A 26,442-nucleotide genomic window follows, 5' to 3' on the forward strand; every position below is an offset into this window, starting at 1 on the left:
TTCTCTTTATGTGTGAAACGGAGGAGTCTTGTCTATCTCGACTTACTAAAGTTTTTCATTAAAAATGCCTTGACAGAAAAAACTTTGAATGATAAAATATTCAAGGTTGATAGTTAAGGGTCTGGGTCTTTGGAGGATATGCTAAATGTCTTATGAAAAAGTTAATCAGGCGAAAAAAACCGTCATCGGTACTAAGCAAACAGTAAAAGCAATTCTCGGTGGCCATGTAGTAGAAATTCTCGTGGCTCTTGATGCAGACAATCGAATCACCCAACTTGCGATTACAACAGCGGAAGAACATGGTGTGAAAATTGACTTTGTAGAGTCTAAAATAGAACTCGGTAAAGCCTGCGGACTTCAAGTGGGTGCAGCAGTTGTTGCAATTACTGTGTAACTGTTTTTGTGTATGAAAACACAAAGACTTTGTTTTTTACCCGAAAATGAACCACCTGGATGTGTGGTATTACAATAATCAGAAGAAGGGAGGAATAATCGATGCCTACAATTAATCAATTGGTACGTAAGCCTCGTAAATCCAAGAGTGTTAAGTCAAACTCTCCAGCGTTGAATAAAGGTTATAACAGCGCTAAAAAAACATTAACAAACGTTAACTCTCCACAAAAACGTGGGGTTTGTACACGTGTTGGTACAATGACACCACGTAAACCAAACTCAGCGCTACGTAAATATGCTCGTGTACGTTTAACTAACCTATTAGAGGTTACTGCGTACATTCCAGGAGAAGGTCATAACCTTCAAGAACACAGTGTTGTTCTAATCCGTGGAGGACGAGTAAAAGACTTAGCGGGTGTTCGTTACCATATCGTTCGTGGTGCTCTTGATACAGCTGGTGTAACTGGTCGTATGCAAAGCCGTTCATTATACGGAACTAAACGCCCTAAAGTTAAAAAAAGCTAATTAAAATAAAATCATAGATTTCACCGAAAGGAGGAAAACACATGCCTCGTAAAGGTCCTGTTACCAAACGTGATGTGTTACCAGATCCAATTTATAAATCAAAGTTAGTAACTCGTTTAATAAATAAAATTATGGTAGATGGTAAAAGAGGTACTTCTCAAAAAATTCTTTATGGAGCATTTGAACTGATTCAAGAACGTTCAGGTAAAGATCCTCTAGAAGTATTTGAAGCAGCACTTACAAACATTATGCCATTACTTGAAGTTAAAGCTCGCCGTGTAGGTGGTTCTAACTATCAGGTACCAATGGAAGTTCGTCCGGAACGTCGTTCAACTTTAGGTCTTCGTTATTTAGTTAACTATTCACGTCTTCGTGGAGAGAAAACAATGGAAGAGCGTTTAGCTAATGAAATTCTTGACGCTTCTAACAACACAGGTGCATCTGTGAAGAAACGTGAAGAAATGCACAAAATGGCGGAAGCAAACAAAGCATTTGCTCATTACCGCTGGTAGAATTTTTCATCCACTATTATTCTAATTTGAGTTGGAAGGAGAAATACAAAAATGGCTAGAGAATTCTCCTTAGAGAATACACGTAATATCGGAATCATGGCTCATATTGATGCTGGTAAAACAACAACTACTGAGCGTATTCTTTATTACACGGGTCGTATCCATAAGATTGGTGAAACGCACGAAGGTGCTTCACAAATGGACTGGATGGAACAAGAGCAAGAGCGTGGAATCACAATCACTTCTGCTGCTACAACTGCTTCTTGGAAAGGGCACCGTGTAAATATTATCGATACACCAGGTCACGTTGACTTTACAGTTGAAGTTGAACGTTCACTTCGTGTACTTGATGGTGCTGTTGCAGTTCTTGATGCACAGTCGGGTGTTGAACCACAAACTGAAACAGTATGGCGCCAAGCTACAACTTATGGTGTACCACGTATTGTTTTCGTTAACAAAATGGATAAATTAGGCGCGGATTTCCTATACTCTGTAGGAACAATCCATGACCGTTTACAAGCTAATGCTCATCCTATTCAATTGCCAATTGGTGCTGAAGACGACTTCGAAGCGATTATCGACTTAGTCGAAATGAAAGCTATCTATTATGGAAACGATGAAGGAACAGACATCCAAGTGAGAGAAATTCCTGAATCCCATATTGAAATTGCAAATGAATGGCGTGAAAAATTAGTTGAAGGTGTTGCTGAACTTGATGAAGCGTTAATGGAAAAATACCTTAATGCTGAAGAGATCACATTACAAGAATTAAAACTTGCTATTCGTAAAGGTACGTTAAATGTAGAATTCTATCCTGTTATTTGTGGAACTGCTTTTAAAAACAAAGGCGTTCAATTGATGCTTGATGCTGTACTTGATTATCTTCCAGCACCAACAGATGTACCACCTATGATGGGTCTTCTTCCGGATTCAGAAGAAGAAGTTTTACGTAAACCACACGATTCAGAGCCTTTCTCTGCATTAGCATTTAAAGTAATGACGGACCCTTACGTCGGTAAGTTAACATTCTTCCGTGTGTACTCTGGTTCACTTTCTTCTGGTTCTTACGTGCAAAACTCAACTAAAGGTAAGCGTGAACGTGTAGGACGAATCCTACAAATGCACGCAAACTCTCGTGAAGAGATTGCAGAAGTATATTGTGGTGATATCGCAGCAGCTGTTGGTCTTAAAGATACAACAACTGGAGATACATTGTGTGATGAGAAACAACAAGTCATCCTTGAGTCTATGGTATTCCCAGAGCCAGTAATCTCGTTATCTGTTGAGCCGAAGTCAAAAGCTGACCAAGATAAAATGGGTCAAGCTTTACAAAAACTTCAAGAGGAAGATCCTACTTTCCGTGCTCATACAGATGTAGAAACTGGTCAAGTTATCATCGCTGGTATGGGTGAACTTCACCTTGATATAATTGTTGATCGTATGCGTCGTGAATTCAAGGTAGAAGCTAACGTGGGCGCGCCACAGGTTTCTTACCGTGAAACATTCCGTGGATCAGCTTCTGTTGAAGGTAAGTTCGTTCGTCAATCTGGTGGACGTGGTCAATTTGGACACGTTTGGATTGAATTCTCTCCAAACGACGAAGGAAAAGGTTTTGAATTCGTAAATGGAGTTGTCGGTGGTAGTGTTCCACGTGAATACATTCCAGCTGTTGAAGCGGGTCTTCGTGACTCATTAAACAATGGTGTAATTGCTGGATATCCACTAATTGACATCAAGGCACGTCTATTTGACGGATCTTACCATGATGTTGACTCGAATGAGATGGCGTTTAGAATTGCTGCTTCTATGGCATTAAAAAATGCAGTATCAAAATGTAGCCCGGTACTTCTTGAGCCGCTTATGCGAGTAGAAGTAGTTATCCCTGAGGAATACCTTGGTGATATCATGGGTGACATTACATCTCGTCGTGGACGTGTTGAAGGAATGGACGCTCGTGGAAACGCGCAAGTAGTTCGTTCAATGGTTCCACTTTCTCAAATGTTTGGTTACGCAACTTCATTGCGTTCTAACACGCAAGGTCGTGGTGTTTTCTCAATGCACTTCGATCACTATGAAGAAGTACCAAAATCAATTTCTGAAGAAATTATCAAAAAAAATAAAGGTTAATAATTGCATGTTAACTTTTAGTATAGCTATATTGTAAACATTGGATGATGAGGGCTACTAGTCCCTTATCATCCATAATAAAAATTAATTTAAATTTTGAGGAGGACATCTATAATGGGTAAAGCTAAATTTGATCGTTCGAAAACACACGTAAACATTGGTACAATTGGTCACGTTGACCATGGTAAAACAACATTAACAGCAGCAATTGCAACAGTTCTTGCAAAACGTTCTGGTGGTACTGCAATGAGCTATGCACAAATTGATAACGCTCCTGAAGAAAAAGAGCGCGGAATCACAATCAACACTTCTCACGTTGAGTATGAAACTGCAACTCGTCACTATGCACACGTTGACTGCCCAGGGCATGCCGATTATGTTAAAAACATGATCACTGGTGCTGCACAAATGGACGGCGGAATTTTAGTAGTATCTGCTGCTGACGGCCCAATGCCACAAACTCGTGAGCACATCCTTCTTTCACGTCAAGTTGGTGTTCCATTCTTAGTAGTATTCATGAACAAATGTGACATGGTAGACGACGAAGAATTACTTGAATTAGTAGAAATGGAAGTTCGTGATCTTCTTTCTGATTATGATTTCCCTGGTGACGATATTCCAGTAATCAAAGGTTCAGCACTTAAAGCTCTTGAAGGCGAAGCTGAATGGGAAGAAAAAATCATGGAATTAATGGACGCTGTTGACTCTTATATCCCAATGCCAGAACGTCAAACTGACAAGCCATTCATGATGCCTGTTGAGGATGTTTTCTCAATTACAGGTCGTGGTACTGTTGCTACTGGTCGTGTTGATCGTGGACGTATTAAAGTCGGTGACCCTGTTGATATCATTGGTATCGCTGAAGAGCCGAAATCATCTATCGTAACTGGTGTTGAAATGTTCCGTAAACTTCTTGACTATGCAGAAGCTGGCGATAACATTGGAGCTCTTCTTCGTGGTGTATCACGTGAAGATATTCAACGTGGTCAAGTTTTAGCTAAACCAGGTTCAATTACTCCACATACTGATTTTAAAGCAGAAGTTTATGTTCTTTCTAAAGAAGAGGGTGGACGTCATACTCCATTCTTCACTAACTACCGTCCTCAGTTCTACTTCCGTACAACTGACGTAACTGGTGTTTGTAATCTTCCTGAAGGCGTTGAAATGGTTATGCCTGGCGACAATATTGAAATGTCGGTAGCACTTATTTCTCCGATCGCTCTTGAAGAAGGTACTAAGTTCTCTATCCGTGAGGGTGGACGTACTGTTGGTGCTGGTGTAGTTGCGACTATCACTAAATAATTAAAACTTTTAGAAACCCTTGCCGGGACGCTGGCAAGGGTTTTTTATTTGTCTATTTGTCGCGTGTAGAGGCGTTTATCTTTAATTAAGATCAAATGAACACCGCTAAAGAATGCCTCAGTAGCAAGTCGACTTGGCTAATGAAACACTTAATGAAACATTCCTTCGTTCAGGTGAGACTTATCGGTCAAATTGAGGTCTTTATCGGTCAAACTGAGCGTTCTATCAACCAAACTCGTCTTATTGCCAAGTTTACTTGGTGAACCGCAATTTTAAAAACACCCTCTCTAACAGAAAAGAGCCATGTAGCCAAAAGCGAAAGGGGTCCTATTCAGGACTTAGAATAGTTTTGTTTACGCTACGCTACTGTTTGATCGCTAAAGAATGTCTCAGTAGCAAGTCGACTTGGCTAATAAGACACTTCTTGAACCTATCCTTCGTTCAGGTGAGACTGATCAGTCAAACTGAGGCCTTAATCGGTCAAACTGAGCGTTCTATCAACCAAACCCGTCTCATTGCCAAGTTTACTGGGTGAACCACAAATTTAATAACAACCTCTCCAACAGAAAAGAGCCATGTAGCCAAAAGCGAAATGGATCCAATTCAGGACTTAGAATAGTTTTGTTTACGCTGCGCTACTGTTTGATTGCCAAAGACTGTTTCATTACCAGGTCGACTTGGAGTATAAGACGCATCTTAAATCTTTCCTTCGTTCAGGTAAGGCTCAACGGTCATACTAGAGGGTCTATCGTTCAAATTGGATGTTCTATCAACCAACCCTTCTCATAGTCAAGTTACTTAGTTGTGAACCGCAAATATAAAAATACCATCTCCAACAGACAAGTGAATACACAAATCTATTTCTGTTATTTCACCATTTCAGCTATGTTCATCAAATATATTTATTTATTCTAAAAATTCACAAGAACCTTGTAACACCAATAATGTAAGCGGATTCATTAATTTGTAATATTCGCAATTAATTAAATAATTCAAAAATAATGATTGACACGACTTGAAATAGGCGATACGATAACAACACTTTACATTAAGAAATAAAAAATCAACAGATTCATCGCAACAAGTTTTGATAAGTTTTTTTAAATAAAGAATGACTTTTCGAAGTCATTCACGCATACACATAGAAAAAGTAATTTGAAGTTCTAATAATAAAATAATTTAACTCAATGACGAGGTTAAAGTAAATGGAATTTGTATTTCCAGAGAGCCGGTACTGATGGAAGCCGGTAATACACCCATTTACGACATCCCCTCCGAGTGGAATGCTGAAAGGTATTGTTTAATACCAAATAGGCTTTCCCGGTAACTGATTCATTTAGGTTATCGTTATCAAAGGATAAGCATTGCTTATCCATGAGGCTGCAATTGCGCAGTGAAATAGGGTGGTACCATGAAGCTTTTTCATCCCTATACAAAGAACAGGGTTTCTTTGTGTAGGGATGAAAAGGCTTTTTCATTTTTAAAAACATTTAAGGAGGCGAGAGGATTGGGAATGAATGCTAGTTTGACTGAAGCGACAGATCTGAAACTAAAAGGTAGTGGTGCAGATATCTTAATTCAGTCGTTAAAACAACAAGGTGTAGAAATGGTCTTTGGCTATCCGGGAGGAGCTGTGTTACCGATTTATGACGCTTTGCATAGAAATCCAATCAAGCATATACTTGCGCGCCATGAGCAAGGGGCCATACACGCTGCTGAAGGGTATGCGAGAGTATCCGGAAAAACAGGAGTTGTTATCGCAACATCGGGACCAGGGGCAACAAACTTGGTTACAGGAATAGCGGACGCAATGCTGGATTCACTTCCTCTCGTTATTTTCACAGGACAGGTTGCAACCACAGTTATTGGAACAGATGCTTTCCAAGAAGCCGATATTTTAGGAATCACGCAGCCGATTACAAAACATAATTATCAAGTAAAAAATATAGAAGATTTTCCGCGAATCATTAAAGAAGCATTTCACATTGCTTCCACTGGTCGTCCAGGACCTGTCGTTGTAGATATACCAAAAGACATTTCAAATGAGTTGTTCTTAAACAATTCTATGGAGGATGAGGAAATAAATTTACCAGGCTATCAGCCGACAACGAAGCCTAACTACTTACAAATTCAAAAAGCCGTAAAAGCATTGTCTAATGCGAAAAAGCCACTTATCTTGGCTGGTGCTGGTGTTTTAACAGCCAAAGCAAGTACAGAATTAAAGGAATTCGTAGAACGTTATCAAATTCCTGTGACAAACACATTACTCGGGCTCGGTAGTATTGCTGGAAATCATAATTTATTTCTTGGAATGGCCGGTATGCACGGGACCTACACAGCTAATACAGCCATTTGTGAGTGCGATGTCTTAATGAACATTGGAGCCCGGTTTGATGACCGATTAACTGGAAATCTTGCTCACTTTGCACCGAATGCAAAGGTAATCCATATTGACATCGACCCGGCTGAGATTGGAAAGAATGTCCCAACTGCGATCCCAATTGTAGCCGATGCAAAAGAAGCATTACTTGAACTATTAAAGCAAAATTTTGAAAAGCCAGATACAGTCGAGTGGTTGAAAACCTTATCAGAAAACTCAATGAATTTTCCACTACAATATAAGGCAGATAAACTACGAGGAATTCTTCCTCAACAAGCGATTGAATTAATACACCGTTTAACCAAAGGTGATGCAGTTGTGACAACGGATGTTGGACAGCATCAAATGTGGGCCGCACAATACTATTCATTTAATCATCCAAACAACTGGGTGACTTCAGGGGGGCTTGGGACGATGGGCTTTGGCTTTCCGGCAGCGATTGGAGCCCAGCTCGCTAAGCCAGACGCAAAAGTAATTTCTATCGTCGGTGACGCTGGATTCCAAATGACTATGCAGGAATTATCATTACTTCAGGAATTACGCCTTCCAGTGAAGATTGTCATTATAAATAATCGATGCCTTGGTATGGTTAGACAATGGCAGGAAACATTTTATGAAGAACGATACTCACAGTCTCTTATCCCTGTACAGCCTGATTTTGTGAAATTAGCTGAGGCTTATGATATCCAAGGATATAAAGTTGAGACTATGGAAGAGGCAGAAGAGGTCTTTGCGAAAGCATTTAATTCGAATGAACCAGTACTAATTGATTGCCGGGTTACTCAGTTGGAAAATGTATATCCGATGGTCTCACCGGGGACAGGGTTGCATGAGATGATTGGAGTGAAAGGTGTATGAAACGAATCATAACAACGACCGTGATAAATCAAAGCGGTGTATTGAACCGTGTGACGGGCCTTTTGATGAAGCGTCAGTTCAATATTGAAAGTATCTCAGTAGGACATACGGAACAACCGGGGATGTCGAAAATGACATTCGTAGTAAATGTTGAAGACAAAGAAAAACTTGAACAACTATTAAAACAACTGCAAAAACAGATTGATGTTATCAAAGTAAATGACATAACAGATAAAGCGGTGGTCATGAGAGAGTTGGCACTTATTAAAGTCGTCACACCACCATCCGTTAGAAACGAAATTTACAGTATTGTTGAACCTTTTCGAGCAACGGTAGTTGATATGAGTAAAAATGTAACAACATTCCAAGTGACAGGGGATCCCGAAAAGATTGAAGCGTTTATTGATTTGGTCAAACCATATGGAATTAAGGAACTTACGAGAACAGGAGTATCCGCATTTGTTCGGGAAACACAAAAACCTTATACAGCACAACTATCAATTTTATAAAAAACAACCAATTAGAGGAGGAAAAGAAAATGGCAAAAATGTATTATAACCAAGACGTAAACGAGCAGGTATTAAAAGGTAAAACAATCGCAATTATCGGATATGGTTCTCAAGGTCATGCTCATGCACAGAACTTAAATGATTCAGGATATAAAGTGGTAGTAGGTGTACGTCCAGGAAAGTCATTTGATCAGGCAAAAGCGGATGGTCTACAGGTTGGTTCAGTAGCGGAAGCTGCTCATGCAGCAGATGTCATCATGGTACTTGTTCCAGATGAACGTCAGTCACAAATTTATCAAGAAGAAATCAAGCCAGCACTCACACCTGGTAAATCACTAGTTTTTGCTCATGGGTTTAACGTTCACTTTAACCAAATTGTTGCACCAGAAGGTGTTGACGTATTTTTAGTAGCCCCTAAAGGACCAGGACATCTTGTTCGCCGTACATTTGAAGCTGGAGCAGGAGTACCTTCATTAATTGCAATTCATCAAGACTTCTCAGGGCAGGCAAAAGACGTAGCTCTTGCATATGCGAAAGGTATTGGTAGCACACGCGCGGGTGTACTAGAAACGACGTTTAAAGAAGAAACAGAAACAGATTTGTTCGGTGAGCAGGCTGTATTATGTGGAGGTTTAACTTCTTTAGTGAAGGCAGGATTCGAAACTCTAGTAGAAGCTGGTTATCAGCCAGAACTAGCTTACTTTGAATGTATGCACGAATTGAAATTAATTGTTGACCTTATGTATGAAGGTGGAATGTCTGGTATGCGTTCTTCAATTTCAGATACCGCACAATGGGGAGATTTTGTTTCTGGACCAAGAGTCGTGGATGCAGGAACAAAAGCTCGCATGAAGGATATTCTCAACGATATCCAATCAGGGAAATTCGCAAAAGGTTGGTTGCTTGAAAATCAATTGAACCGACCAGAATTTACTGCTATCGAAAAAGCTGAGGAATCTCATCAAATAGAAAAAGTTGGTAGTGAACTTCGTGCGATGATGCCGTTTATAAATGAAGGTAGCAAAGCCAAAGAAAAAGAGGTGGTCGGAAGTGCGCAAAGTAGACATATTTGATACAACGCTTCGGGATGGAGAACAGTCGGCGGGCATTAACTTAAATACAGCTGAGAAAATTGAAATTGCCCGCCAGCTTGAACGTTTTGGAGCCACGATCATTGAGTCTGGATTTCCAGCAGCATCTCCAGGTGATTTTGATGCGGTTCAGAGAATTGCTAATACAGTAAAAAATTCAATCGTAACGGGCCTTGCCCGGACGGTTGAACATGATATTGAAAGAGCATGGGAAGCTTTAAGAGGAGCAGAACAGCCTCATATTCACATTTTCTTAGCTACTTCACCGATTCATATGCAATACAAGCTGATGAAAACACCAGAACAAGTGGTGGAAATCGCAGTGGAATCAGTTAAGTACGCTCGAAAATACTTTCCGCTTGTTCAGTGGTCAGCAGAAGATGCTTCACGGTCAGATCCTGAATTTTTGGCACATATTATCCGAAAAGTTATTGCAGCAGGTGCCACAACAATTAATCTTCCAGATACAGTCGGCTATGCAACACCAAGTGAATACGGTGCCATGTTCAAATACATGAAAGACAATGTAGTTGGTATTGAGAAAGTTAAACTCTCAGCACATTGTCATAATGACCTTGGTATGGCAACGGCAAACACGTTAGCAGCCATTGAAAACGGTGCAGACCAGGTTGAAGGAACAATTAATGGCATCGGGGAACGCGCAGGAAATGTGGCATTGGAAGAAATAGCTGTTGCTTTGCATATTCGCAAACCAATCTATGGCGTTGAAACGGGCGTAAATCTAAAAGAAATTAAGCGTACAAGTCAACTAGTTAGTCAGTTAACAGGAAGCATGATTCAGTCTAACAAAGCAATTGTAGGGAAAAATGCTTTTGCTCATGAAGCTGGCATACATCAAGACGGTATGTTAAAGAATCCGCTAACTTATGAGATTATCACACCCGCATTGATTGGTGATGTAGCGACAGAGTTGGTGCTTGGTAAGCATTCCGGCAGACACGCATTCAAAGATCGTGCGATTAAAATGGGCTTCGAGTTAAGTGATGAGAAGATAAATAAGGCATTTTTAGAATTTAAAAAGCTAGCAGATAGTAAAAAAGAGATTGTAGAAGACGATTTATATGTTCTTCTTACAGACCAGCAAATTAACGAAAAGAACACACCAGTCTATGAATTGGAAAGTATTCAAGTCCAATATAGTACTGACAATGTTCCAACAGCAACTGTATCTGTTCAAAATCCTAATGGAGATAAAATCAGCAAATCAGCGCCTGGAGCTGGTGCAGTTGAAGCGATTTTCAATACATTAGAACTAGTTGTAGAAGGCAAAGTTCATATTTTGGATTATCGTGTAACTTCTATAGGAAAAGGGCGCGATGCATTAGGCGAAGCGGTTATTAACCTGAGTTATAACGGAGAGGCAGTTACAGGACGCGATGTCGCACAAGACGTTTTAGAGGCATCAGCAAAAGCTTATTTAAATGCAGTTAATCGTAAACTCCTTAAATCAGAAAAAATTGAAGAAGTAGCAACAAAATGAATATAAGTGGATAAGACAAGGAGGAATTTATAATGGAAAAAACAATAACAGTGTTGCCCGGAGATGGAATCGGACCAGAAGTGACTAAAGGTGCAGTTAAGGTGCTGCAATCCATTGCAATGCGTTATGGACATACTTTTCATTTTAATCACGCGGCAATCGGCGGAATAGCGGTAGATAAACATGAAAATCCGCTACCTCAAGAAACAATTGAGGCTTGTGAAGCGAGTGACGCAATCCTTCTTGGTGCAGTCGGAGGTACTAAGTGGGATCAATATCCCTCTCATATGAGACCAGAAAAAGGGCTCTTAAACATCCGCAAGCATTTTGATTTATTCGCTAATATTCGACCGGTGAAGGCAATTCCATCACTCTTGTCCTCATCGCCATTAAAAGAAGAGGTAGCTAAAGAAGTGGATATGGTGATTGTGCGTGAATTAACTAGTGGATTGTATTTCGGGGAACCAAAACGACGTTCTGAGAAATCAGCAGTCGATACGCTTGTGTATACACGCAAAGAAATCGAGCGCATTGTCAATCAGGCTTTTGAGATCGCACGAACTCGTAGAGGAAAATTAACTTCCATCGACAAAGCCAATGTGCTTGAAACGAGCAAGCTATGGCGTGAAGTTGTTGAAGAACGAAAGAATGCTTATCCTGATGTTGAAGTGGAACATATGCTTGTCGATTCAGCAGCGATGAAGCTAATTACTGACCCACGTGCATTTGATGTAATCGTTACTGAAAATATGTTTGGTGATATCTTAAGTGACGAAGCATCAGTCATCACTGGTTCATTGGGTATGTTGCCTTCTGCAAGTATCCGTTCAGATGGATTCGGTCTTTACGAACCAGTACATGGTTCTGCTCCGGACATCGCTGGACAGAACAAAGCAAATCCATCCGGTGCTATATTATCTGCAGCGATGATGCTGAGACATTCTTTCGGCCTACATTCCGAAGCCGTGGCAGTAGAAGAAGCGGTGATGGGAGTTCTAGAAGATGGCTATTGTACAGGTGATCTTTTCAGAAAAGGGAAGCGCGTTGTTTCCACTGACGAATTCGTCACAAAAGTCATTGAAGAACTTGAAAGAGAATTTGTATCAGAACACATTATGTACTCGTATGTGTAGATGAAAGGAGAAGTTCAAATGCCCAAAACAATTATAGAAAAGATTTGGGAACAACATATTGTATACGAGGAACAAGGAAAGCCTGACCTCCTTTATATAGATCTTCATTTATTGCATGAAGTGACTTCACCGCAAGCATTTGAAGGCTTGCGGATGAATGGTCGAAAAGTTCGCCGACCAGATTTATGTTTTGCAACAATGGACCACAACGTACCTACGAGAAACCGTGACACGATTAGAGATCCAATATCTCGTTTACAAATTAAAACTTTACAGGATAATTGCGATGAATTCGGAGTGCCACTTGCAGGGATAAACCATCCGGATCAAGGCATTGTTCACGTCATTGGACCAGAACTTGGATTGACACAACCCGGTAAGACCATCGTTTGTGGTGATAGTCATACTTCTACACATGGTGCATTCGGAGCTTTAGCTTTCGGAATTGGTACAAGTGAAGTAGAACATGTACTTTCTACTCAAACCCTATGGCAATCAAAACCGAAAACAATGGAAATCAGAATCGATGGAGATCTTGGCTTCGGGGTAACATCAAAGGATATTATTCTAGCGATAATCGCTAAGTTTGGTATTGATATGGGAACAGGTCATATCGTTGAGTACACGGGTGAAGCCATTCGTAAGTTAACGATGGAGCAGCGTATGACGATTTGTAATATGTCCATTGAAGCAGGAGCTAGGGCAGGACTAATCAGCCCGGATAAAACAACAGTTGAATACTTAAGAGGAAGAAGACATGTTCCTCAAGGAGCTGATTTCGATAAAGTGGCAGTGCAGTGGCTATCTCTAGCAACTGACCAAGACGCTAAATATGATGTATCTTTGAGCATTCATACAGATGAAATATCTCCGTTTGTCACATGGGGAACCAATCCTGCCATGGGATCTGGTATTGCGGGACACGTTCCATACTCAACTGATTTTGAAAAACAAGCAGACCGCGATGCACTACAGCAAGCTCTTGCATACATGAAACTTGAAGAAGGTACACCACTGTCCTCTATAGCTATCCAACATGTATTTATCGGTTCATGCACAAATGCACGTTTGGGAGATTTACGAGCAGCGAGTCAAGTAGTGGAAGGCAAAAAAGTACACTCATCTGTAACGGCTATCGTTGTCCCTGGTTCTGAATCAGTAAAAAGGGCAGCTGAAGAGGAAGGTTTAGATAAAATATTCCTAGAGGCCGGATTTGAATGGCGAGAAACGGGCTGTAGTATGTGCCTAGCGATGAATGAGGATTCTGTGCCTGCTGGAGAACGCTGTGCTTCAACATCAAATAGAAATTTTGAAGGGCGCCAAGGAGCGGGAGCCATGACACATTTAGTCAGTCCTGTCATGGCAGCAGCGGCTGCGATAGAAGGACACTTCACAGACATTCGGAAATATATGCATGAATCAGTGCCGTCTTGATGAAAAAGACTAACGAGGAGGTCTATCGATGAAACCCATCAATAAGATCACAAGTGTTATGACACCGCTTGATCGGAAAAACGTAGACACTGATCAAATTATTTCAAAAGAGTTTTTAAAGAGAATAGAACGTACAGGTTTCGGTAAATATTTATTTTATCATTGGCGCTTCAACTCGGATGGAACAACTGTGGAAAACTTCGTACTTAATGATGAGCGTTATAGGGGTTCGGAAATCCTAGTTGCCCAGGAAAACTTCGGCTGCGGCTCTTCACGGGAGCATGCACCATGGGCAATTCAAGATTACGGCTTTAACGTAGTGATTGCACCGAGTTATGCAGATATTTTTTATAATAATTGCGTGAAGAATGGTGTTCTTGCTATTCGATTAAAAGGGCATGAAGTAGACGAACTTATTCAAAAAGGAAAAAACGAACTATTTAAGTTAGAAGTTAATTTGGAAGACCAGAGCGTTGTGGCACAAGACGGGACCCATTATAAGTTCGAGATGGATCCTTATTGGAAAGAAATGCTTCTGAAAGGTTGGGATGAAATAGCTTTAACATTCCAATACGAATCGCTTATCACTGCATATGAAGAAAAAAGACATTAAGGGTAAACTTCACGATTAATAGGAGATGGTTTTGTTGGGAATTACGGAATAGAAGGTTTAAACAGCGCATTCGAACAACTAGCACCAATTGTCCACCGCACACCTTGTAAACAATCAAATACGTTAAATAGTATCGCTGACAGCAATGTTTTTTTGAAACTTGAAAACTTGCAGAAAACAGGTTCTTTTAAAGTACGTGGTGCATTTAATAAAATTAGTCAATTATCAGATGAGGAATGTTCAAGAGGAATTATTGCTGCTTCAGCGGGAAATCACGCACAAGGCGTCGCACTTGCGGGAAGAGAAAAAGGGGTACCTGTAACAGTATATATGCCAGAGACAACACCGGAAGCGAAAGTGATGGCTACCCGTCATTACGGAGCGAAAGTCATACTAGTAGGAAAGAATTTTGAAGAAGCTTATGCTGCGTCAAAAAAAGAACAGCTTTTCACTGGAGCAGTATTTGTTCATCCTTTCGATGACTTGGCTATAATTGAAGGCCAGGCCACAGTTGCAATGGAGATGTTACAGCAATGTCCTGACCTTGACACCATCGTTGTTCCAGCTGGAGGTGGTGGATTGCTTGCAGGTACTGCAATTGCCGTAAAATTAATTAGACCGTCCGTGCGCGTTATTGGTGTTCAGGCTCAATCAGCTTCTGCCATTGCTTCTATTTTCCACGGTACGAATAACTCTCTTGTACCATTTTTACCGACAATTGCTGAAGGGATTAAAGTGAAAGAACCCGGAAAGCTAACAACAAAAATTATTAAATCTTACGTGGATGACGTTATCACTGTGACGGAACAAGAAATTGCTTCATCTATTCTCTTTATGCTAGAACGCGAGAAAATGTTAGTAGAAGGAGCAGGAGCAGCATCGGTTGCGGCTGTACTCCATCGACGACTACCATTTTACTCTAGCAATATAGGTATTATTGTTAGTGGTGGTAACTTTGATATCGGTAAGCTTGCGGCATGTAGAAAAACTGCAACTGAGCTCGGTACACCTAGCTCTTTTTAATCTGTTATTTGTTTATCAATTCTTTGAATATAAACCTATAAAGAGGGAGCCTAAATTCAATAATGAATTAGGCTCTTTCTTTCGAGTGAATAATAGTAAGCTACTTTCCGAACAGAACAACTTAGTTATCCAATTTAAGGTATTTGTTTCATTGGACTAGCAAATTCTTTGTTAATATGAAATAATAATACATTACGTAATGTCAGAATACTGCACCAGACAGAGTAGTCTAGAAACATACAACAGTAGTCATTAGTTTGGTTCCTGGTTTACGAAATCATAAGAACTTAATGTTCGGACTATTCCTTAAGCTATTGAAAGAAAGTGGATTTCATCATACAATAAGAAAGCATGAAAAAGAATTAAACAAAACAACTTGCACAATTCTTTTTTTATATGTATAATGTTGAATGTTGGTCTTTGACTGCTATGATGCGAGAGGTTACTGACACACCCGGCCGCTTTGCCATGGCGGGTTGTCGGAAAATTTTCGTTGAGAATGTCTAGTAAATAGGCGAAAAGGAGGAAAAATAATGGCAAAACAAAAAATTCGTATCCGTTTAAAAGCGTATGACCACAGAATTCTTGATCAATCTGCTGAGAAAATCGTGGAAACTGCAAAGCGTTCAGGTGCAAGTGTATCAGGTCCGATCCCACTTCCAACTGAGAGATCTGTGTATACGGTTCTTCGTGCCGTTCATAAGTATAAAGATGCTCGTGAACAATTCGAAATGCGTACGCATAAACGTCTGATCGATATCGTTAACCCAACACCACAAACTGTTGATGCGTTAATGAAGCTTGATTTACCATCTGGCGTTGATATTGAAATCAAACTTTAATGGTAAATAATAAATAGAACTGCACAAACAATTTTTGTAGGAGGTGTGACAAATGACCAAAGGAATCTTAGGTAGAAAAATCGGCATGACTCAAGTATTTGCCGAAAACGGTGACTTAATCGCTGTAACTGTAATTGAAGCTTCTCCAAACGTAGTACTTCAAAAGAAATCAATTGAAACAGATGGCTACGAATCAATACAGTTAGGTTTTGAAGATAAACGTGAAAAGTTATCTAATAAACCAGCAAAAGGGCATGTAGCGAAAGCGAGCACAACCCCTAAGCGCTTCATCCGTGAATTCCGCGGCTTGAATATTGATGAGTACGAAGTTGGTCAAGAAGTCAGCGTTGAAAGTTTCAAAGAAGGCGACGTAATTGATGTATCTGGCGTGTCAAAAGGTAAAGGTTTCCAAGGTGTTATTAAACGCCACAACCAATCACGAGGGCCCATGGCTCACGGATCGCGTTACCACCGTCGTCCTGGTTCAATGGGGCCTGTTGCTCCGAACCGTGTATTTAAACAAAAGAAATTACCTGGTCAAATGGGTGCTACTATGATAACGATCCAAAACTTAGAAATTGTAAAAGTTGATGCTGTTCGTAATCTGTTGCTCGTTAAAGGTAATGTTCCTGGTTCTCGTAAAGCATTAGTAGTAGTTAAAACTGCTATAAAAGCTAAATAATTAAATAGAGAAAGGAGGAAACAGGAATGCCAAAGGTATCTTTACTTAACCAAACAGGTTCATCTGTTGGTGAAATCGAATTAAATGATGCGGTTTTCGGAATCGCTCCAAATAATAATGTTTTATTTGATGCAGTAATCTCTCAAAGAGCTTCACTACGTCAAGGTAATCATAAAGTTAAAAACCGTTCTGAAGTTGCTGGTGGTGGACGTAAGCCATGGAAACAAAAAGGAACAGGCCGTGCGCGTCAAGGTTCGATTCGTTCTCCACAATGGCGTGGTGGTGGTGTTGTATTCGGTCCAGTTCCACGTAGCTATAGCTACAAATTACCGAAAAAAGTTCGTCGTTTAGCTCTACGTTCTGCACTTTCTGCGAAAGTGTTGGAAGAGAACTTCTTAGTTCTTGAAAGCTTAACGTTCAACTCACCAAAAACAAAAGATTTCTTGAAAGTGTTGAAAGACCTTTCAATTGACAAGAAAGCTTTGTTCGTTACAGCTGAACTTGATGAATACGTAGCATTATCTGCTCGTAACATCCCAGGAGTATCAGTAGTAACAGCGACAGGCATTAATGTTCTTGACTTGCTTGGACACGACAAAATTGTTGTGACAAAAGCTGCAGTAGATAAAATAGAGGAGGCGCTAGGATAATGGAAGCTCGTGATATTATAAAACGTCCGGTCATTACCGAGCGTTCTTCAGAAGTAATGGAAGAGAAAAAGTACACTTTCTTAGTGGACACTCGCGCCAACAAAACTCAAGTTAAACACGCAATCGAAGAGATTTTTGGAGTTGATGTTGAGAAAGTTAACATCATGAACTACAAAGGGAAATTCAAACGCGTTGGAAAATTTGGTGGATTTACTAACAAACGCCGTAAAGCAATTGTTAAGTTAACTGCTGAAAGTAAAGACATCGAATTATTCGAGGTTTAATTCATACAGTATCTAGTTGATATTACAAGAAGGAGGTAATAAACATGGGGATTAAAAAGTATAAACCTACCAGTAATGGTCGACGTAACATGACGAGCTCTGATTTCGCTGAAATCACAACAAACAAGCCTGAGAAATCACTGCTTGAGCCTGTCAAACGTAAAGGCGGCCGTAATAACCAAGGTAAGTTAACTGTTCGTCATCATGGTGGCGGTCATAAACGTCAATACCGTGTCATCGATTTCAAACGTTTTAAAGATGGCGTTCCTGGCCGTGTTGCTACTATTGAATACGATCCAAATCGCTCTGCAAATATCGCGTTGATTAACTACTTAGATGGTGAAAAACGTTACATCTTAGCACCAAAAGGATTAGAAGTTGGCATGACTATCATGTCGGGTCCGGATGTTGATATTAAAACAGGAAATGCACTACCATTACAAAATATGCCTATGGGTACTACGATTCATAACATCGAAATGAAACCTGGTAAAGGTGGACAATTAGTACGTTCTGCTGGTACTTCTGCACAGATTCTTGGTAAAGAAGACAAGTACGTAATTATTCGTTTGCAATCTGGTGAAGTTCGTATGATTCTAGGAACTTGTCGTGCAACAATTGGTCAAGTTGGTAATGAACAACACGAATTAATCAACATTGGTAAAGCCGGTCGTAATCGTTGGTTAGGTAAACGCCCAACTGTACGTGGATCAGTAATGAACCCGAACGATCACCCACACGGTGGTGGTGAAGGTAAATCTCCAATTGGACGTAAGTCACCAATGACTCCTTGGGGTAAACCAACACTTGGTTACAAAACTCGTAAAAAGAAAAACCAATCCGACAAATTTATCGTTCGTCGTAGCAAAAAATAAAGTGAATCTACGGTTCGATCTGAGAGCCGTAGCGTGATCACTGAGGGAGGTTCCAAAATGGGTCGAAGCTTGAAAAAAGGACCATTTGTCGATGACCATCTTATGAAGAAGGTTGAAGTACAGAAGGATTCTGAGAAAAAACAAGTGATCAAAACTTGGTCTCGCCGTTCAACAATTTTCCCGACTTTTATCGGATTAACAATTGCAGTATATGACGGACGTAAACACGTTCCTGTATATGTAACTGAAGATATGGTAGGACACAAATTGGGTGAATTCGCACCAACTCGTGCGTATAAAGGCCATGGTAATGACGATAAGAAAACAAGACGTTAATTTGAGAGGAGGATATCCTGATGCAAGCTAAAGCTATTGCTAGAACAGTGCGTGTTGCCCCTCGTAAAGTACGATTAGTCGTCGATTTAATCCGAGGCAAGCAAATCGGTGAAGCAGTTGCGATTTTGCGCCTTACACCTAAGGCGTCATCACCTATTCTTGAAAAGGTGTTGAAATCTGCTGTTGCTAACGCTGAACACAACTACGATCTAGATGTTAATAAACTAGTTATTTCTGAAGTGTTTGTTGACGAAGGTCCAACATTAAAACGCTTCCGTCCACGTGCAATGGGCCGTGCAAGCGCTATTAACAAACGCACAAGCCACATTACAATCGTGGTATCTGAGAAGAAGGAGGGATAATTCGTGGGTCAAAAAATAAATCCAATTGGATTGCGCGTCGGCATTATTCGTGACTGGGAGTCAAAATGGTACGCTGAAAAAGACTATGCAACTCTTCTTCACGAAGATTTAAGAATTCGTAGCTACATTGAAACACGTTTGAAAGAAGCTTCTGTTTCTAAAGTTGAAATTGAGCGAGCTGCTAATCGTGTTAACATTACAATTCACACTGCGAAACCAGGTATGGTTATCGGTAAGGGTGGTACTGAAGTGGAAGCACTACGTAAAAACCTTAATACTACTACTGGCAAGCGAGTTCACATCAACATTATTGAAATTAAACGTCCGGATTTGGATGCTAAATTAGTTGCTGAAAACATTGCTCGTCAATTAGAAAACCGTGTATCTTTCCGTCGTGCACAAAAACAATCTCTACAACGTACTATGCGTTCTGGCGCTAAAGGTATTAAAACTCAAGTATCTGGACGATTAGGCGGCGCTGATATTGCGCGTGCTGAACACTATAGTGAAGGAACTGTCCCACTTCATACTTTACGTGCTGATATTGATTATGCACACGCAGAAGCTGACACAACTTATGGTAAGCTTGGTGTTAAAGTTTGGATCTATCGTGGTGAAGTCCTTCCAGTTAAGAAGAACTCTGAGGAAGGAGGCAAATAATATGTTAATGCCTAAACGCGTTAAATATCGTCGTGAACACCGCGGGAAAATGCGTGGGGAAGCAAAAGGCGGTAAAGAAGTTACATTTGGTGAATTTGGCTTACAAGCTCTTGAAGCTAGCTGGGTTACAAACCGTCAAATTGAAGCTGCTCGTATTGCAATGACACGTTACATGAAACGTGGCGGTAAAGTTTGGATCAAAATTTTCCCACATAAACCTTATACGAAAAAGCCTCTTGAGGTACGTATGGGATCTGGTAAAGGTTCTCCTGAAGGATGGGTAGCTGTTGTAAAACCAGGAAAGATTATGTTTGAAATCGCTGGTGTCTCTGAAGAGGTAGCACGCGAAGCACTTCGCTTGGCAAATCACAAGCTTCCTTTGAAGTGTAAAATCGTAAAACGTGAAGAAATTGGTGGTGAATCTAATGAAAGCTAATGAACTTCGTGAACTAACCACTGTTGAAATAGAACAAAAAGTGAAATCACTGAAAGAAGAGCTTTTCAACCTTCGCTTCCAACTAGCGACTGGTCAATTAGAGAATACAGCACGCATTCGTGAAGTACGTAAAGCGATTGCGCGTATGAAAACTTTGATTCATGAAAGAGAAATCAGTGCAAAAAACTGATAAAGGAGGTTTTCGAGCATGACTGAGCGCAATCAACGCAAAGTATACACGGGCCGTGTTGTTTCTGATAAAATGGACAAAACTGTAACTGTTTTGATTGAAACACACAAAAAGCATAAACTATACGGAAAACGTGTTAAGTATTCCAAAAAGTTTAAGACTCATGATGAGCTAAACGAAGCTAAATTAGGCGATGTAGTTCGTATCATGGAAACTCGTCCGTTGTCTGCTACAAAACGTTTCCGTCTATTAGAGATTGTTGAAACATCTGAAGTTATTTAAATATAAAGTTCGGAACAGAGCATATTCCGAGAGGAGGTTACCTAAGTGATCCAACAAGAGAGTCGTATGAAAGTTGCTGACAACTCAGGTGCACGTGAAGTTTTAACAATTAAAGTGCTTGGTGGTTCGGGTCGTAAGACTGCTAACATCGGCGATGTAGTCGTTTGTACAGTTAAGAAAGCAACACCAGGTGGCGTTGTCAAAAAAGGTGACGTCGTTAAAGCTGTTATCGTTCGCACCAAAAGCGGTGTACGCCGTAAAGACGGTACTTATATCAAATTTGATGAAAACGCATGCGTTATCATTCGTGACGATAAAGGCCCGCGCGGAACTCGTATTTTCGGACCTGTTGCACGTGAACTACGTGACAATAGCTTCATGAAAATCGTATCTTTAGCTCCGGAAGTTCTTTAATCAACATGAAAGTGCTAAACAAGGAGGTGCGACAGAATGCATGTTAAAAAAGGCGACAAAGTAATGGTGATATCTGGAAAAGAAAAAGGCAAAAACGGTACAATTATTGCTGCTTTTCCAAAGACAGACCGTGTGATGGTTGAAGGTTTGAATCTTGTTAAAAAACACTTGAAACCAAACCAGGCTAATCCACAAGGTGGAATTGTTAGCCAAGAGGCATCAATTCACGTTTCGAACGTTATGCTAATCGACCCTAAATCAGGTGAGCCAACTCGCGTAGGTTATAAAGTGGAAGATGGCAAAAAAGTTCGTGTTGCAAAAAAATCTGGCGAAACAATCGATAAATAAGTAAAAGAAGAAGGGAGGTACACAAATGAACCGCCTAAAAGAAAAATTTCTTAAGGAAGTTTCTCCTGCTCTAATGAGTAAGTTTGGATATAAATCAGTTATGCAAGTACCTCAAGTGAACAAAATCGTAATCAACATGGGTGTTGGTGACGCTGTTCAAAATACTAAAGCACTTGACGCTGCTGTTGAAGAACTAACAATCATTACAGGTCAGAAACCTGTTGTAACTAAAGCTAAGAAATCTATTGCCGGCTTCCGTCTTCGTGAAGGTATGCCAATCGGCTGTAAAGTAACATTACGCGGCGAGCGTATGTATGATTTCTTGGACAAATTAATTGCTATCTCTCTTCCTCGTGTACGTGATTTCCGTGGTGTTTCTAAAAACGCATTTGACGGTCGCGGTAACTACACATTAGGAATTAAAGAACAATTGATTTTCCCTGAAATTGACTACGATAAAGTGTCTAAAGTACGCGGTATGGATATCGTAATTGTAACAACTGCGAACTCTGACGAAGAAGCTCGTGAGTTATTAACGCAATTCGGAATGCCGTTCCAAAAGTAAACATAAGGGAGGCGTAAACGTGGCTAAAAAATCAATGATCGCTAAACAAAAACGTACACCAAAACATAATGTACAAGCATACACACGTTGTGAACGTTGCGGGCGTCCGCATTCGGTCTTACGTAAATTTAAGCTTTGCCGTATTTGTTTCCGTGAACTTGCTCACAAAGGACAAATTCCTGGCGTAAAAAAAGCCAGCTGGTAATCCCCTAAACTGGGAAGGAGGTTAATGTAATGACAATGACAGATCCGATTGCAGATATGCTGACACGTATTCGTAACGCGAACATGGTTCGCCACGATAAATTGGAAGTACCTGCATCAAACATGAAAAAAGAGATCGCTGAGATCCTTAAACGTGAAGGTTTTGTTCGTGACGTAGAATACGTAGAAGATAGCAAACAAGGTATCATCCGCATTTTCTTGAAATACGGTCAAAACAACGAACGAGTTATTACTGGTTTAAAACGTATTTCAAAACCTGGTCTTCGTGTATACGCGAAAATGAATGAAGTACCTAGAGTATTAAATGGACTTGGAATTGCTTTAGTGTCAACTTCTAATGGTCTTTTAACAGACAAAGAAGCACGTGCTAAACAAGTTGGCGGCGAAGTAGTAGCTTACGTTTGGTAAAAAGCAACAAATGAATGGAGGTGCAAATAAATGTCTCGTGTAGGTAAAAAACCAATTGAGGTTCCTGCTGACGTTACAGTAACGATTGGTACAAACAATGATGTTACTGTAAAAGGTCCGAAAGGCGAGCTTACTCGTACTTTTAATGCAGATATTAAAATAGAAAAAGAAGACAACGTTGTTACATTAACACGTCCTTCTGAATCAAAACAACACCGTACGATTCACGGTACAACTCGTGCTTTGCTTGCAAACATGGTTGAAGGTGTTTCGAAAGGTTTTGAGCGTAACCTTGAATTAGTTGGTGTTGGTTACCGTGCTTCTTTACAAGCTGAAAAACTTGTATTGAACGTTGGTTTCTCTCATCCAGTTGAATTTACTCCTGAAGAAGGATTAGTAGTAGAAGTTCCTACAAATACTAAGATTTCTATTAAAGGAATTGACAAAGAACGTGTTGGTGCTTTAGCGTCAAACATCCGTCAAGTACGTCCTCCTGAACCGTATAAAGGTAAAGGTATTCGCTATGAAGGCGAAGTAGTTCGTCGTAAAGAAGGTAAAACAGGTAAATAATGCTTCTTAAGCATTTAGAAAGGAGTGACATTTGTGATTACGAAACAAGATAAGAATCAAGTTCGTAAAAAACGTCATAGTCGTGTACGTTCAAAAATCACGGGTACAGCTGAACGTCCTCGTTTAAACGTATTCCGTTCTAATAAACATTTATATGCACAATTGATAGATGATACGGCTGGTGTAACACTTATAAGTTCTTCTACTATGGAAAAAGATTTCGATGGTACAGGTAACTTAGAAGCTGCTAAAGCAGTCGGCGAGTCAATCGCTAAACGTGCAGTTGAAAAAAACATTAAAGTCGTTGTATTTGATCGTGGTGGCTACTTATATCATGGTCGCGTTAAAGCTTTAGCTGAAGCTGCTCGCGAAAATGGCTTACAATTTTAATAAGAAGGAGGGACACATTTCATGCGTCACATTGATCCAAACAAACTTGAACTTGAAGAACGCGTAGTTACAATTAACCGCGTAGCTAAAGTTGTAAAAGGTGGACGACGTTTCCGCTTCACTGCATTGGTTGTTGTTGGCGATAAGAATGGCCACGTAGGATTTGGTACTGGTAAAGCACAAGAAGTACCAGATGCTATTCGTAAAGCAATTGAAGATGCGAAGAAAAACCTAATCGAAGTTCCTATGACTCGTGGTACTACTCCACACTTAATTATTGGTAACTTTGGTGCTGGTGAAATCTTAATCAAACCTGCTGCTCCTGGTACTGGTGTTATTGCTGGTGGACCGGTTCGTGCTGTACTTGAACTTGCTGGTATTACTGATATTCTTTCAAAATCACTTGGTTCAAACACACCGATAAATATGGTACGTGCTACATTCGACGGCTTAACTAGACTAAAACGTGCTGAGGATGTCGCTAAACTTCGCGGTAAATCAGTTGAAGAGTTATTAGGTTAAGGGGGGAAATGACAATGGCAAAATTAGTAGTTACCCTCACTAGAAGTTTGATCGGTACTAAACCAGATCAACGTAAAACTGTAGAAGCTTTAGGATTACGTAAAATGCATCAAACTGTTGAGCATGCTGACAACGCAGCTATCCGAGGGATGGTTGGCAAAGTAGCTCATTTAGTTTCTGTAAAGGAAGTTTAATTAGTATTTTAGAATAAGGAGGTGCCAACCCATATGAAACTGCATGAGTTAAAACCAGCAGAAGGTTCTCGTTCTGAGCGTAAACGCAAAGGTCGCGGGATAGGTTCAGGTAATGGTAAAACTGCAGGTAGAGGGACTAAAGGTCAAAACTCTCGTTCAGGCGGCGGTGTTCGTCCAGGATTTGAAGGTGGCCAAAACCCACTAATGCGTCGTTTACCAAAGCGTGGCTTTACGAATATTAATCGTAAAGAATACGCGATTGTTAGTCTGGATACATTAAATCGTTTCGAAGAAGGTACAGTGGTAACATCTGCTTTACTTATCGAAACTGGTTATGTTAGCAACGAAAAGTCTGGCATCAAGATTCTTGGTACCGGAACAATTGATAAAAAGCTTAATGTAAAAGCTAACAAGTTCTCAGCTTCTGCTAAAGAGGCTATAGAGGCTGCGGGCGGACAAACAGAGGTGGTTTAATGTTTCAGACAATCTCCAACTTTATGCGCGTTAGAGATATTCGTGATAAGATTATTTTTACCCTGTTAATGTTAATCATATTCCGTCTTGGAACTTTTGTTCCAGTACCGAATGTTGATGCACAAGTTTTACAAGCTACAGACCAATTTAGTTTGATTGGTTTCTTGAATACATTCGGCGGTGGTGCTCTTGCAAACTTTTCTATTTTAGCAATGGGAATTATGCCATACATCACTGCATCAATTATTGTTCAATTGTTACAAATGGATGTTGTACCAAAGTTTACGGAATGGGCACAACAAGGTGAAGTCGGAAGACGTAAACTTGCTCAGTTCACACGTTACTTCACAATATTGTTGGCTTTTATACAATCCATCGCAATGTCTTATGGATTTAACGCCATGTATGGTGGTACTTTAATCAAGGACGATGGGATTTCAACGTATATTGTTATAGCTATTGTGTTAACAGCTGGGACTGCATTCCTACTTTGGTTATCTGAGCAGATTACTGCTAAAGGTGTTGGTAATGGTATTTCCATTATCATCTTCGCAGGTATTGTTGCTGGGATGCCAAGCGCCGCTAATCAAATCTATGCACAACAAATAGATGGTGCTGGTGACGATTTATTTATACGGATTGGTATTATGGTATTGCTTGTTTTAGCGATTATCGCTGTTACCGTTGGCGTAATCTATGTTCAACAAGCGTTACGTAAAATTCCAATTCAGTATGCAAAACGTGTTGCTGGACGTGGAACTGGCGGACAACAAACGCATTTACCGTTAAAAGTTAATGCTGCTGGAGTTATCCCAGTAATCTTTGCGGTTGCATTTATCATTACACCACAAACACTTGCAACATTCTTTGGGGAAAATAATGTAACACTGTTTATTCAGAACACATTCGATTATTCTAAACCGGTTGGTATGATGATCTATGTTGCATTAATCATTGCATTTACGTATTTCTATGCGTTTATTCAAGTAAACCCAGAAAAAGTTGCAGACAACTTGAAAAAACAAGGGGCATACATTCCGGCAATTCGTCCAGGAAAGAACACACAAGACTATTTAACAACAGTATTGTATCGTTTAACTTTCGTGGGTGCGATTTTCCTTGCAATAGTGTCGATCATGCCGATTTTGTTCATCAACTTCGCTGGTCTTCCACCTGCTGCACAAATCGGTGGAACAAGTTTACTTATCGTTGTTGGTGTTGCGTTGGAAACGATGAAACAACTCGAAGCACAGTTAGTGAAACGCCACTACAAAGGCTTCATGAAATGATTTCTGGTTAAAAAGATTCAATTCTTTCTAACCTACAATCTAT

35 protein-coding genes are annotated in these 26,442 nt (G+C 40.2%); all 35 read left to right on the forward strand.

What is annotated here, in order from left to right:
* Positions 1-145 precede the first annotated feature (145 nt).
* Positions 146-394 carry a ribosomal L7Ae/L30e/S12e/Gadd45 family protein gene (locus B371_RS0117485; protein WP_019415610.1) on the forward strand — a complete coding sequence of 83 codons (249 nt, stop codon included), beginning with the start codon at positions 146-148 and terminating at the stop codon, positions 392-394.
* Positions 395-495: 101 nt separating this feature from the next.
* Positions 496-918: a 30S ribosomal protein S12 gene (rpsL, locus tag B371_RS0117490; protein ID WP_019415611.1), complete on the forward strand. Its 423-nt coding sequence runs from the start codon at positions 496-498 to the stop codon at positions 916-918.
* Positions 919-959: 41 nt separating this feature from the next.
* Positions 960-1,430: a 30S ribosomal protein S7 gene (gene rpsG / locus B371_RS0117495; protein ID WP_019415612.1), complete on the forward strand. Its 471-nt coding sequence runs from the start codon at positions 960-962 to the stop codon at positions 1,428-1,430.
* Between the two features lie 51 nt (positions 1,431-1,481).
* Positions 1,482-3,557: an elongation factor G gene (gene fusA / locus B371_RS0117500; protein ID WP_019415613.1), complete on the forward strand. Its 2,076-nt coding sequence runs from the start codon at positions 1,482-1,484 to the stop codon at positions 3,555-3,557.
* Between the two features lie 114 nt (positions 3,558-3,671).
* Positions 3,672-4,859 (forward strand): elongation factor Tu, encoded by a 1,188-nt coding sequence (gene tuf / locus B371_RS0117505; protein WP_019415614.1) that lies wholly within the window; start codon positions 3,672-3,674, stop codon positions 4,857-4,859.
* A gap of 1,513 nt (positions 4,860-6,372) precedes the next feature.
* Positions 6,373-8,097 carry an acetolactate synthase large subunit gene (gene ilvB / locus B371_RS0117510; protein WP_087945504.1) on the forward strand — a complete coding sequence of 575 codons (1,725 nt, stop codon included), beginning with the start codon at positions 6,373-6,375 and terminating at the stop codon, positions 8,095-8,097.
* Entirely contained in the window at positions 8,094-8,606 is a 513-nt protein-coding gene (gene ilvN, locus B371_RS0117515; RefSeq protein WP_019415616.1) for an acetolactate synthase small subunit, read from the forward strand. The genes ilvB and ilvN overlap by 4 nt, the downstream gene beginning before the upstream one ends.
* A 29-nt stretch (positions 8,607-8,635) precedes the next feature.
* Positions 8,636-9,679 (forward strand): ketol-acid reductoisomerase, encoded by a 1,044-nt coding sequence (ilvC, locus tag B371_RS0117520; protein ID WP_019415617.1) that lies wholly within the window; start codon positions 8,636-8,638, stop codon positions 9,677-9,679.
* Entirely contained in the window at positions 9,657-11,198 is a 1,542-nt protein-coding gene (locus B371_RS0117525) for a 2-isopropylmalate synthase (RefSeq protein WP_019415618.1), read from the forward strand. The genes ilvC and B371_RS0117525 overlap by 23 nt, the downstream gene beginning before the upstream one ends.
* Before the next feature lie 32 nt (positions 11,199-11,230).
* On the forward strand, positions 11,231-12,331 hold the full coding sequence (gene leuB, locus B371_RS0117530) for a 3-isopropylmalate dehydrogenase (protein ID WP_019415619.1): 1,101 nt from the start codon (positions 11,231-11,233) through the stop codon (positions 12,329-12,331).
* 18 nt (positions 12,332-12,349) lie between these two features.
* The gene (gene leuC / locus B371_RS0117535; protein ID WP_019415620.1) at positions 12,350-13,765 is read left to right on the forward strand and encodes a 3-isopropylmalate dehydratase large subunit; all 1,416 of its coding nucleotides are present in this window, start codon (positions 12,350-12,352) and stop codon (positions 13,763-13,765) included.
* A gap of 28 nt (positions 13,766-13,793) precedes the next feature.
* On the forward strand, positions 13,794-14,378 hold the full coding sequence (leuD, locus tag B371_RS0117540; RefSeq protein ID WP_019415621.1) for a 3-isopropylmalate dehydratase small subunit: 585 nt from the start codon (positions 13,794-13,796) through the stop codon (positions 14,376-14,378).
* Positions 14,379-14,465: 87 nt separating this feature from the next.
* Positions 14,466-15,401, forward strand: a complete 936-nt coding sequence (locus B371_RS22050; protein ID WP_083845006.1) for a threonine/serine dehydratase — start codon at positions 14,466-14,468, stop codon at positions 15,399-15,401.
* A gap of 533 nt (positions 15,402-15,934) precedes the next feature.
* A complete protein-coding gene (gene rpsJ, locus B371_RS0117550) occupies positions 15,935-16,243 on the forward strand; it encodes a 30S ribosomal protein S10 (protein WP_019415623.1) in 309 nt (102 codons plus the stop codon).
* A 52-nt stretch (positions 16,244-16,295) separates the two neighbouring features.
* Positions 16,296-16,925 (forward strand): 50S ribosomal protein L3, encoded by a 630-nt coding sequence (rplC, locus tag B371_RS0117555; protein WP_019415624.1) that lies wholly within the window; start codon positions 16,296-16,298, stop codon positions 16,923-16,925.
* 26 nt (positions 16,926-16,951) lie between these two features.
* A complete protein-coding gene (rplD, locus tag B371_RS0117560) occupies positions 16,952-17,575 on the forward strand; it encodes a 50S ribosomal protein L4 (RefSeq protein WP_019415625.1) in 624 nt (207 codons plus the stop codon).
* Complete coding sequence (gene rplW, locus B371_RS0117565) at positions 17,575-17,859, forward strand: 50S ribosomal protein L23 (protein ID WP_019415626.1); 285 nt, start codon at positions 17,575-17,577, stop codon at positions 17,857-17,859. The genes rplD and rplW overlap by 1 nt, the downstream gene beginning before the upstream one ends.
* A 44-nt stretch (positions 17,860-17,903) precedes the next feature.
* Complete coding sequence (gene rplB, locus B371_RS0117570; RefSeq protein ID WP_019415627.1) at positions 17,904-18,734, forward strand: 50S ribosomal protein L2; 831 nt, start codon at positions 17,904-17,906, stop codon at positions 18,732-18,734.
* Positions 18,735-18,791: 57 nt separating this feature from the next.
* Complete coding sequence (gene rpsS, locus B371_RS0117575) at positions 18,792-19,070, forward strand: 30S ribosomal protein S19 (RefSeq protein ID WP_019415628.1); 279 nt, start codon at positions 18,792-18,794, stop codon at positions 19,068-19,070.
* A 20-nt stretch (positions 19,071-19,090) separates the two neighbouring features.
* A complete protein-coding gene (gene rplV, locus B371_RS0117580) occupies positions 19,091-19,432 on the forward strand; it encodes a 50S ribosomal protein L22 (RefSeq protein ID WP_019415629.1) in 342 nt (113 codons plus the stop codon).
* Between the two features lie 3 nt (positions 19,433-19,435).
* Positions 19,436-20,092, forward strand: a complete 657-nt coding sequence (gene rpsC / locus B371_RS0117585) for a 30S ribosomal protein S3 (RefSeq protein WP_019415630.1) — start codon at positions 19,436-19,438, stop codon at positions 20,090-20,092.
* Position 20,093: 1 nt separating this feature from the next.
* A complete protein-coding gene (rplP, locus tag B371_RS0117590; protein WP_019415631.1) occupies positions 20,094-20,528 on the forward strand; it encodes a 50S ribosomal protein L16 in 435 nt (144 codons plus the stop codon).
* Positions 20,518-20,718 (forward strand): 50S ribosomal protein L29, encoded by a 201-nt coding sequence (rpmC, locus tag B371_RS0117595; protein ID WP_019415632.1) that lies wholly within the window; start codon positions 20,518-20,520, stop codon positions 20,716-20,718. Before rplP ends, rpmC begins: the two co-directional genes overlap by 11 nt.
* A gap of 18 nt (positions 20,719-20,736) precedes the next feature.
* Entirely contained in the window at positions 20,737-21,000 is a 264-nt protein-coding gene (gene rpsQ / locus B371_RS0117600; RefSeq protein ID WP_019415633.1) for a 30S ribosomal protein S17, read from the forward strand.
* A gap of 45 nt (positions 21,001-21,045) precedes the next feature.
* Positions 21,046-21,414 carry a 50S ribosomal protein L14 gene (gene rplN, locus B371_RS0117605; protein ID WP_017381510.1) on the forward strand — a complete coding sequence of 123 codons (369 nt, stop codon included), beginning with the start codon at positions 21,046-21,048 and terminating at the stop codon, positions 21,412-21,414.
* A 36-nt stretch (positions 21,415-21,450) separates the two neighbouring features.
* Positions 21,451-21,762 carry a 50S ribosomal protein L24 gene (gene rplX / locus B371_RS0117610; protein ID WP_019415634.1) on the forward strand — a complete coding sequence of 104 codons (312 nt, stop codon included), beginning with the start codon at positions 21,451-21,453 and terminating at the stop codon, positions 21,760-21,762.
* Between the two features lie 25 nt (positions 21,763-21,787).
* Positions 21,788-22,327 carry a 50S ribosomal protein L5 gene (rplE, locus tag B371_RS0117615; protein ID WP_019415635.1) on the forward strand — a complete coding sequence of 180 codons (540 nt, stop codon included), beginning with the start codon at positions 21,788-21,790 and terminating at the stop codon, positions 22,325-22,327.
* Positions 22,328-22,346: 19 nt separating this feature from the next.
* Positions 22,347-22,532 carry a type Z 30S ribosomal protein S14 gene (locus tag B371_RS0117620; RefSeq protein ID WP_017381507.1) on the forward strand — a complete coding sequence of 62 codons (186 nt, stop codon included), beginning with the start codon at positions 22,347-22,349 and terminating at the stop codon, positions 22,530-22,532.
* Between the two features lie 29 nt (positions 22,533-22,561).
* The gene (gene rpsH, locus B371_RS0117625) at positions 22,562-22,960 is read left to right on the forward strand and encodes a 30S ribosomal protein S8 (RefSeq protein WP_019415636.1); all 399 of its coding nucleotides are present in this window, start codon (positions 22,562-22,564) and stop codon (positions 22,958-22,960) included.
* A gap of 30 nt (positions 22,961-22,990) precedes the next feature.
* Entirely contained in the window at positions 22,991-23,530 is a 540-nt protein-coding gene (gene rplF / locus B371_RS0117630; protein ID WP_019415637.1) for a 50S ribosomal protein L6, read from the forward strand.
* A 33-nt stretch (positions 23,531-23,563) separates the two neighbouring features.
* Positions 23,564-23,920, forward strand: coding sequence for a 50S ribosomal protein L18 (rplR, locus tag B371_RS0117635; protein ID WP_019415638.1), 357 nt, complete (start codon positions 23,564-23,566; stop codon positions 23,918-23,920).
* A gap of 21 nt (positions 23,921-23,941) precedes the next feature.
* Positions 23,942-24,442, forward strand: a complete 501-nt coding sequence (gene rpsE / locus B371_RS0117640; protein ID WP_019415639.1) for a 30S ribosomal protein S5 — start codon at positions 23,942-23,944, stop codon at positions 24,440-24,442.
* A 14-nt stretch (positions 24,443-24,456) separates the two neighbouring features.
* A complete protein-coding gene (rpmD, locus tag B371_RS0117645) occupies positions 24,457-24,636 on the forward strand; it encodes a 50S ribosomal protein L30 (protein ID WP_019415640.1) in 180 nt (59 codons plus the stop codon).
* Positions 24,637-24,669: 33 nt separating this feature from the next.
* Entirely contained in the window at positions 24,670-25,110 is a 441-nt protein-coding gene (gene rplO / locus B371_RS0117650) for a 50S ribosomal protein L15 (protein ID WP_019415641.1), read from the forward strand.
* Complete coding sequence (gene secY, locus B371_RS0117655; protein ID WP_019415642.1) at positions 25,110-26,399, forward strand: preprotein translocase subunit SecY; 1,290 nt, start codon at positions 25,110-25,112, stop codon at positions 26,397-26,399. The genes rplO and secY overlap by 1 nt, the downstream gene beginning before the upstream one ends.
* The last annotated feature ends 43 nt before the right edge of the window (positions 26,400-26,442 follow it).

Source organism: Paenisporosarcina sp. TG20 (assembly GCF_000286315.1).
Taxonomy (GTDB): domain Bacteria; phylum Bacillota; class Bacilli; order Bacillales_A; family Planococcaceae; genus Paenisporosarcina.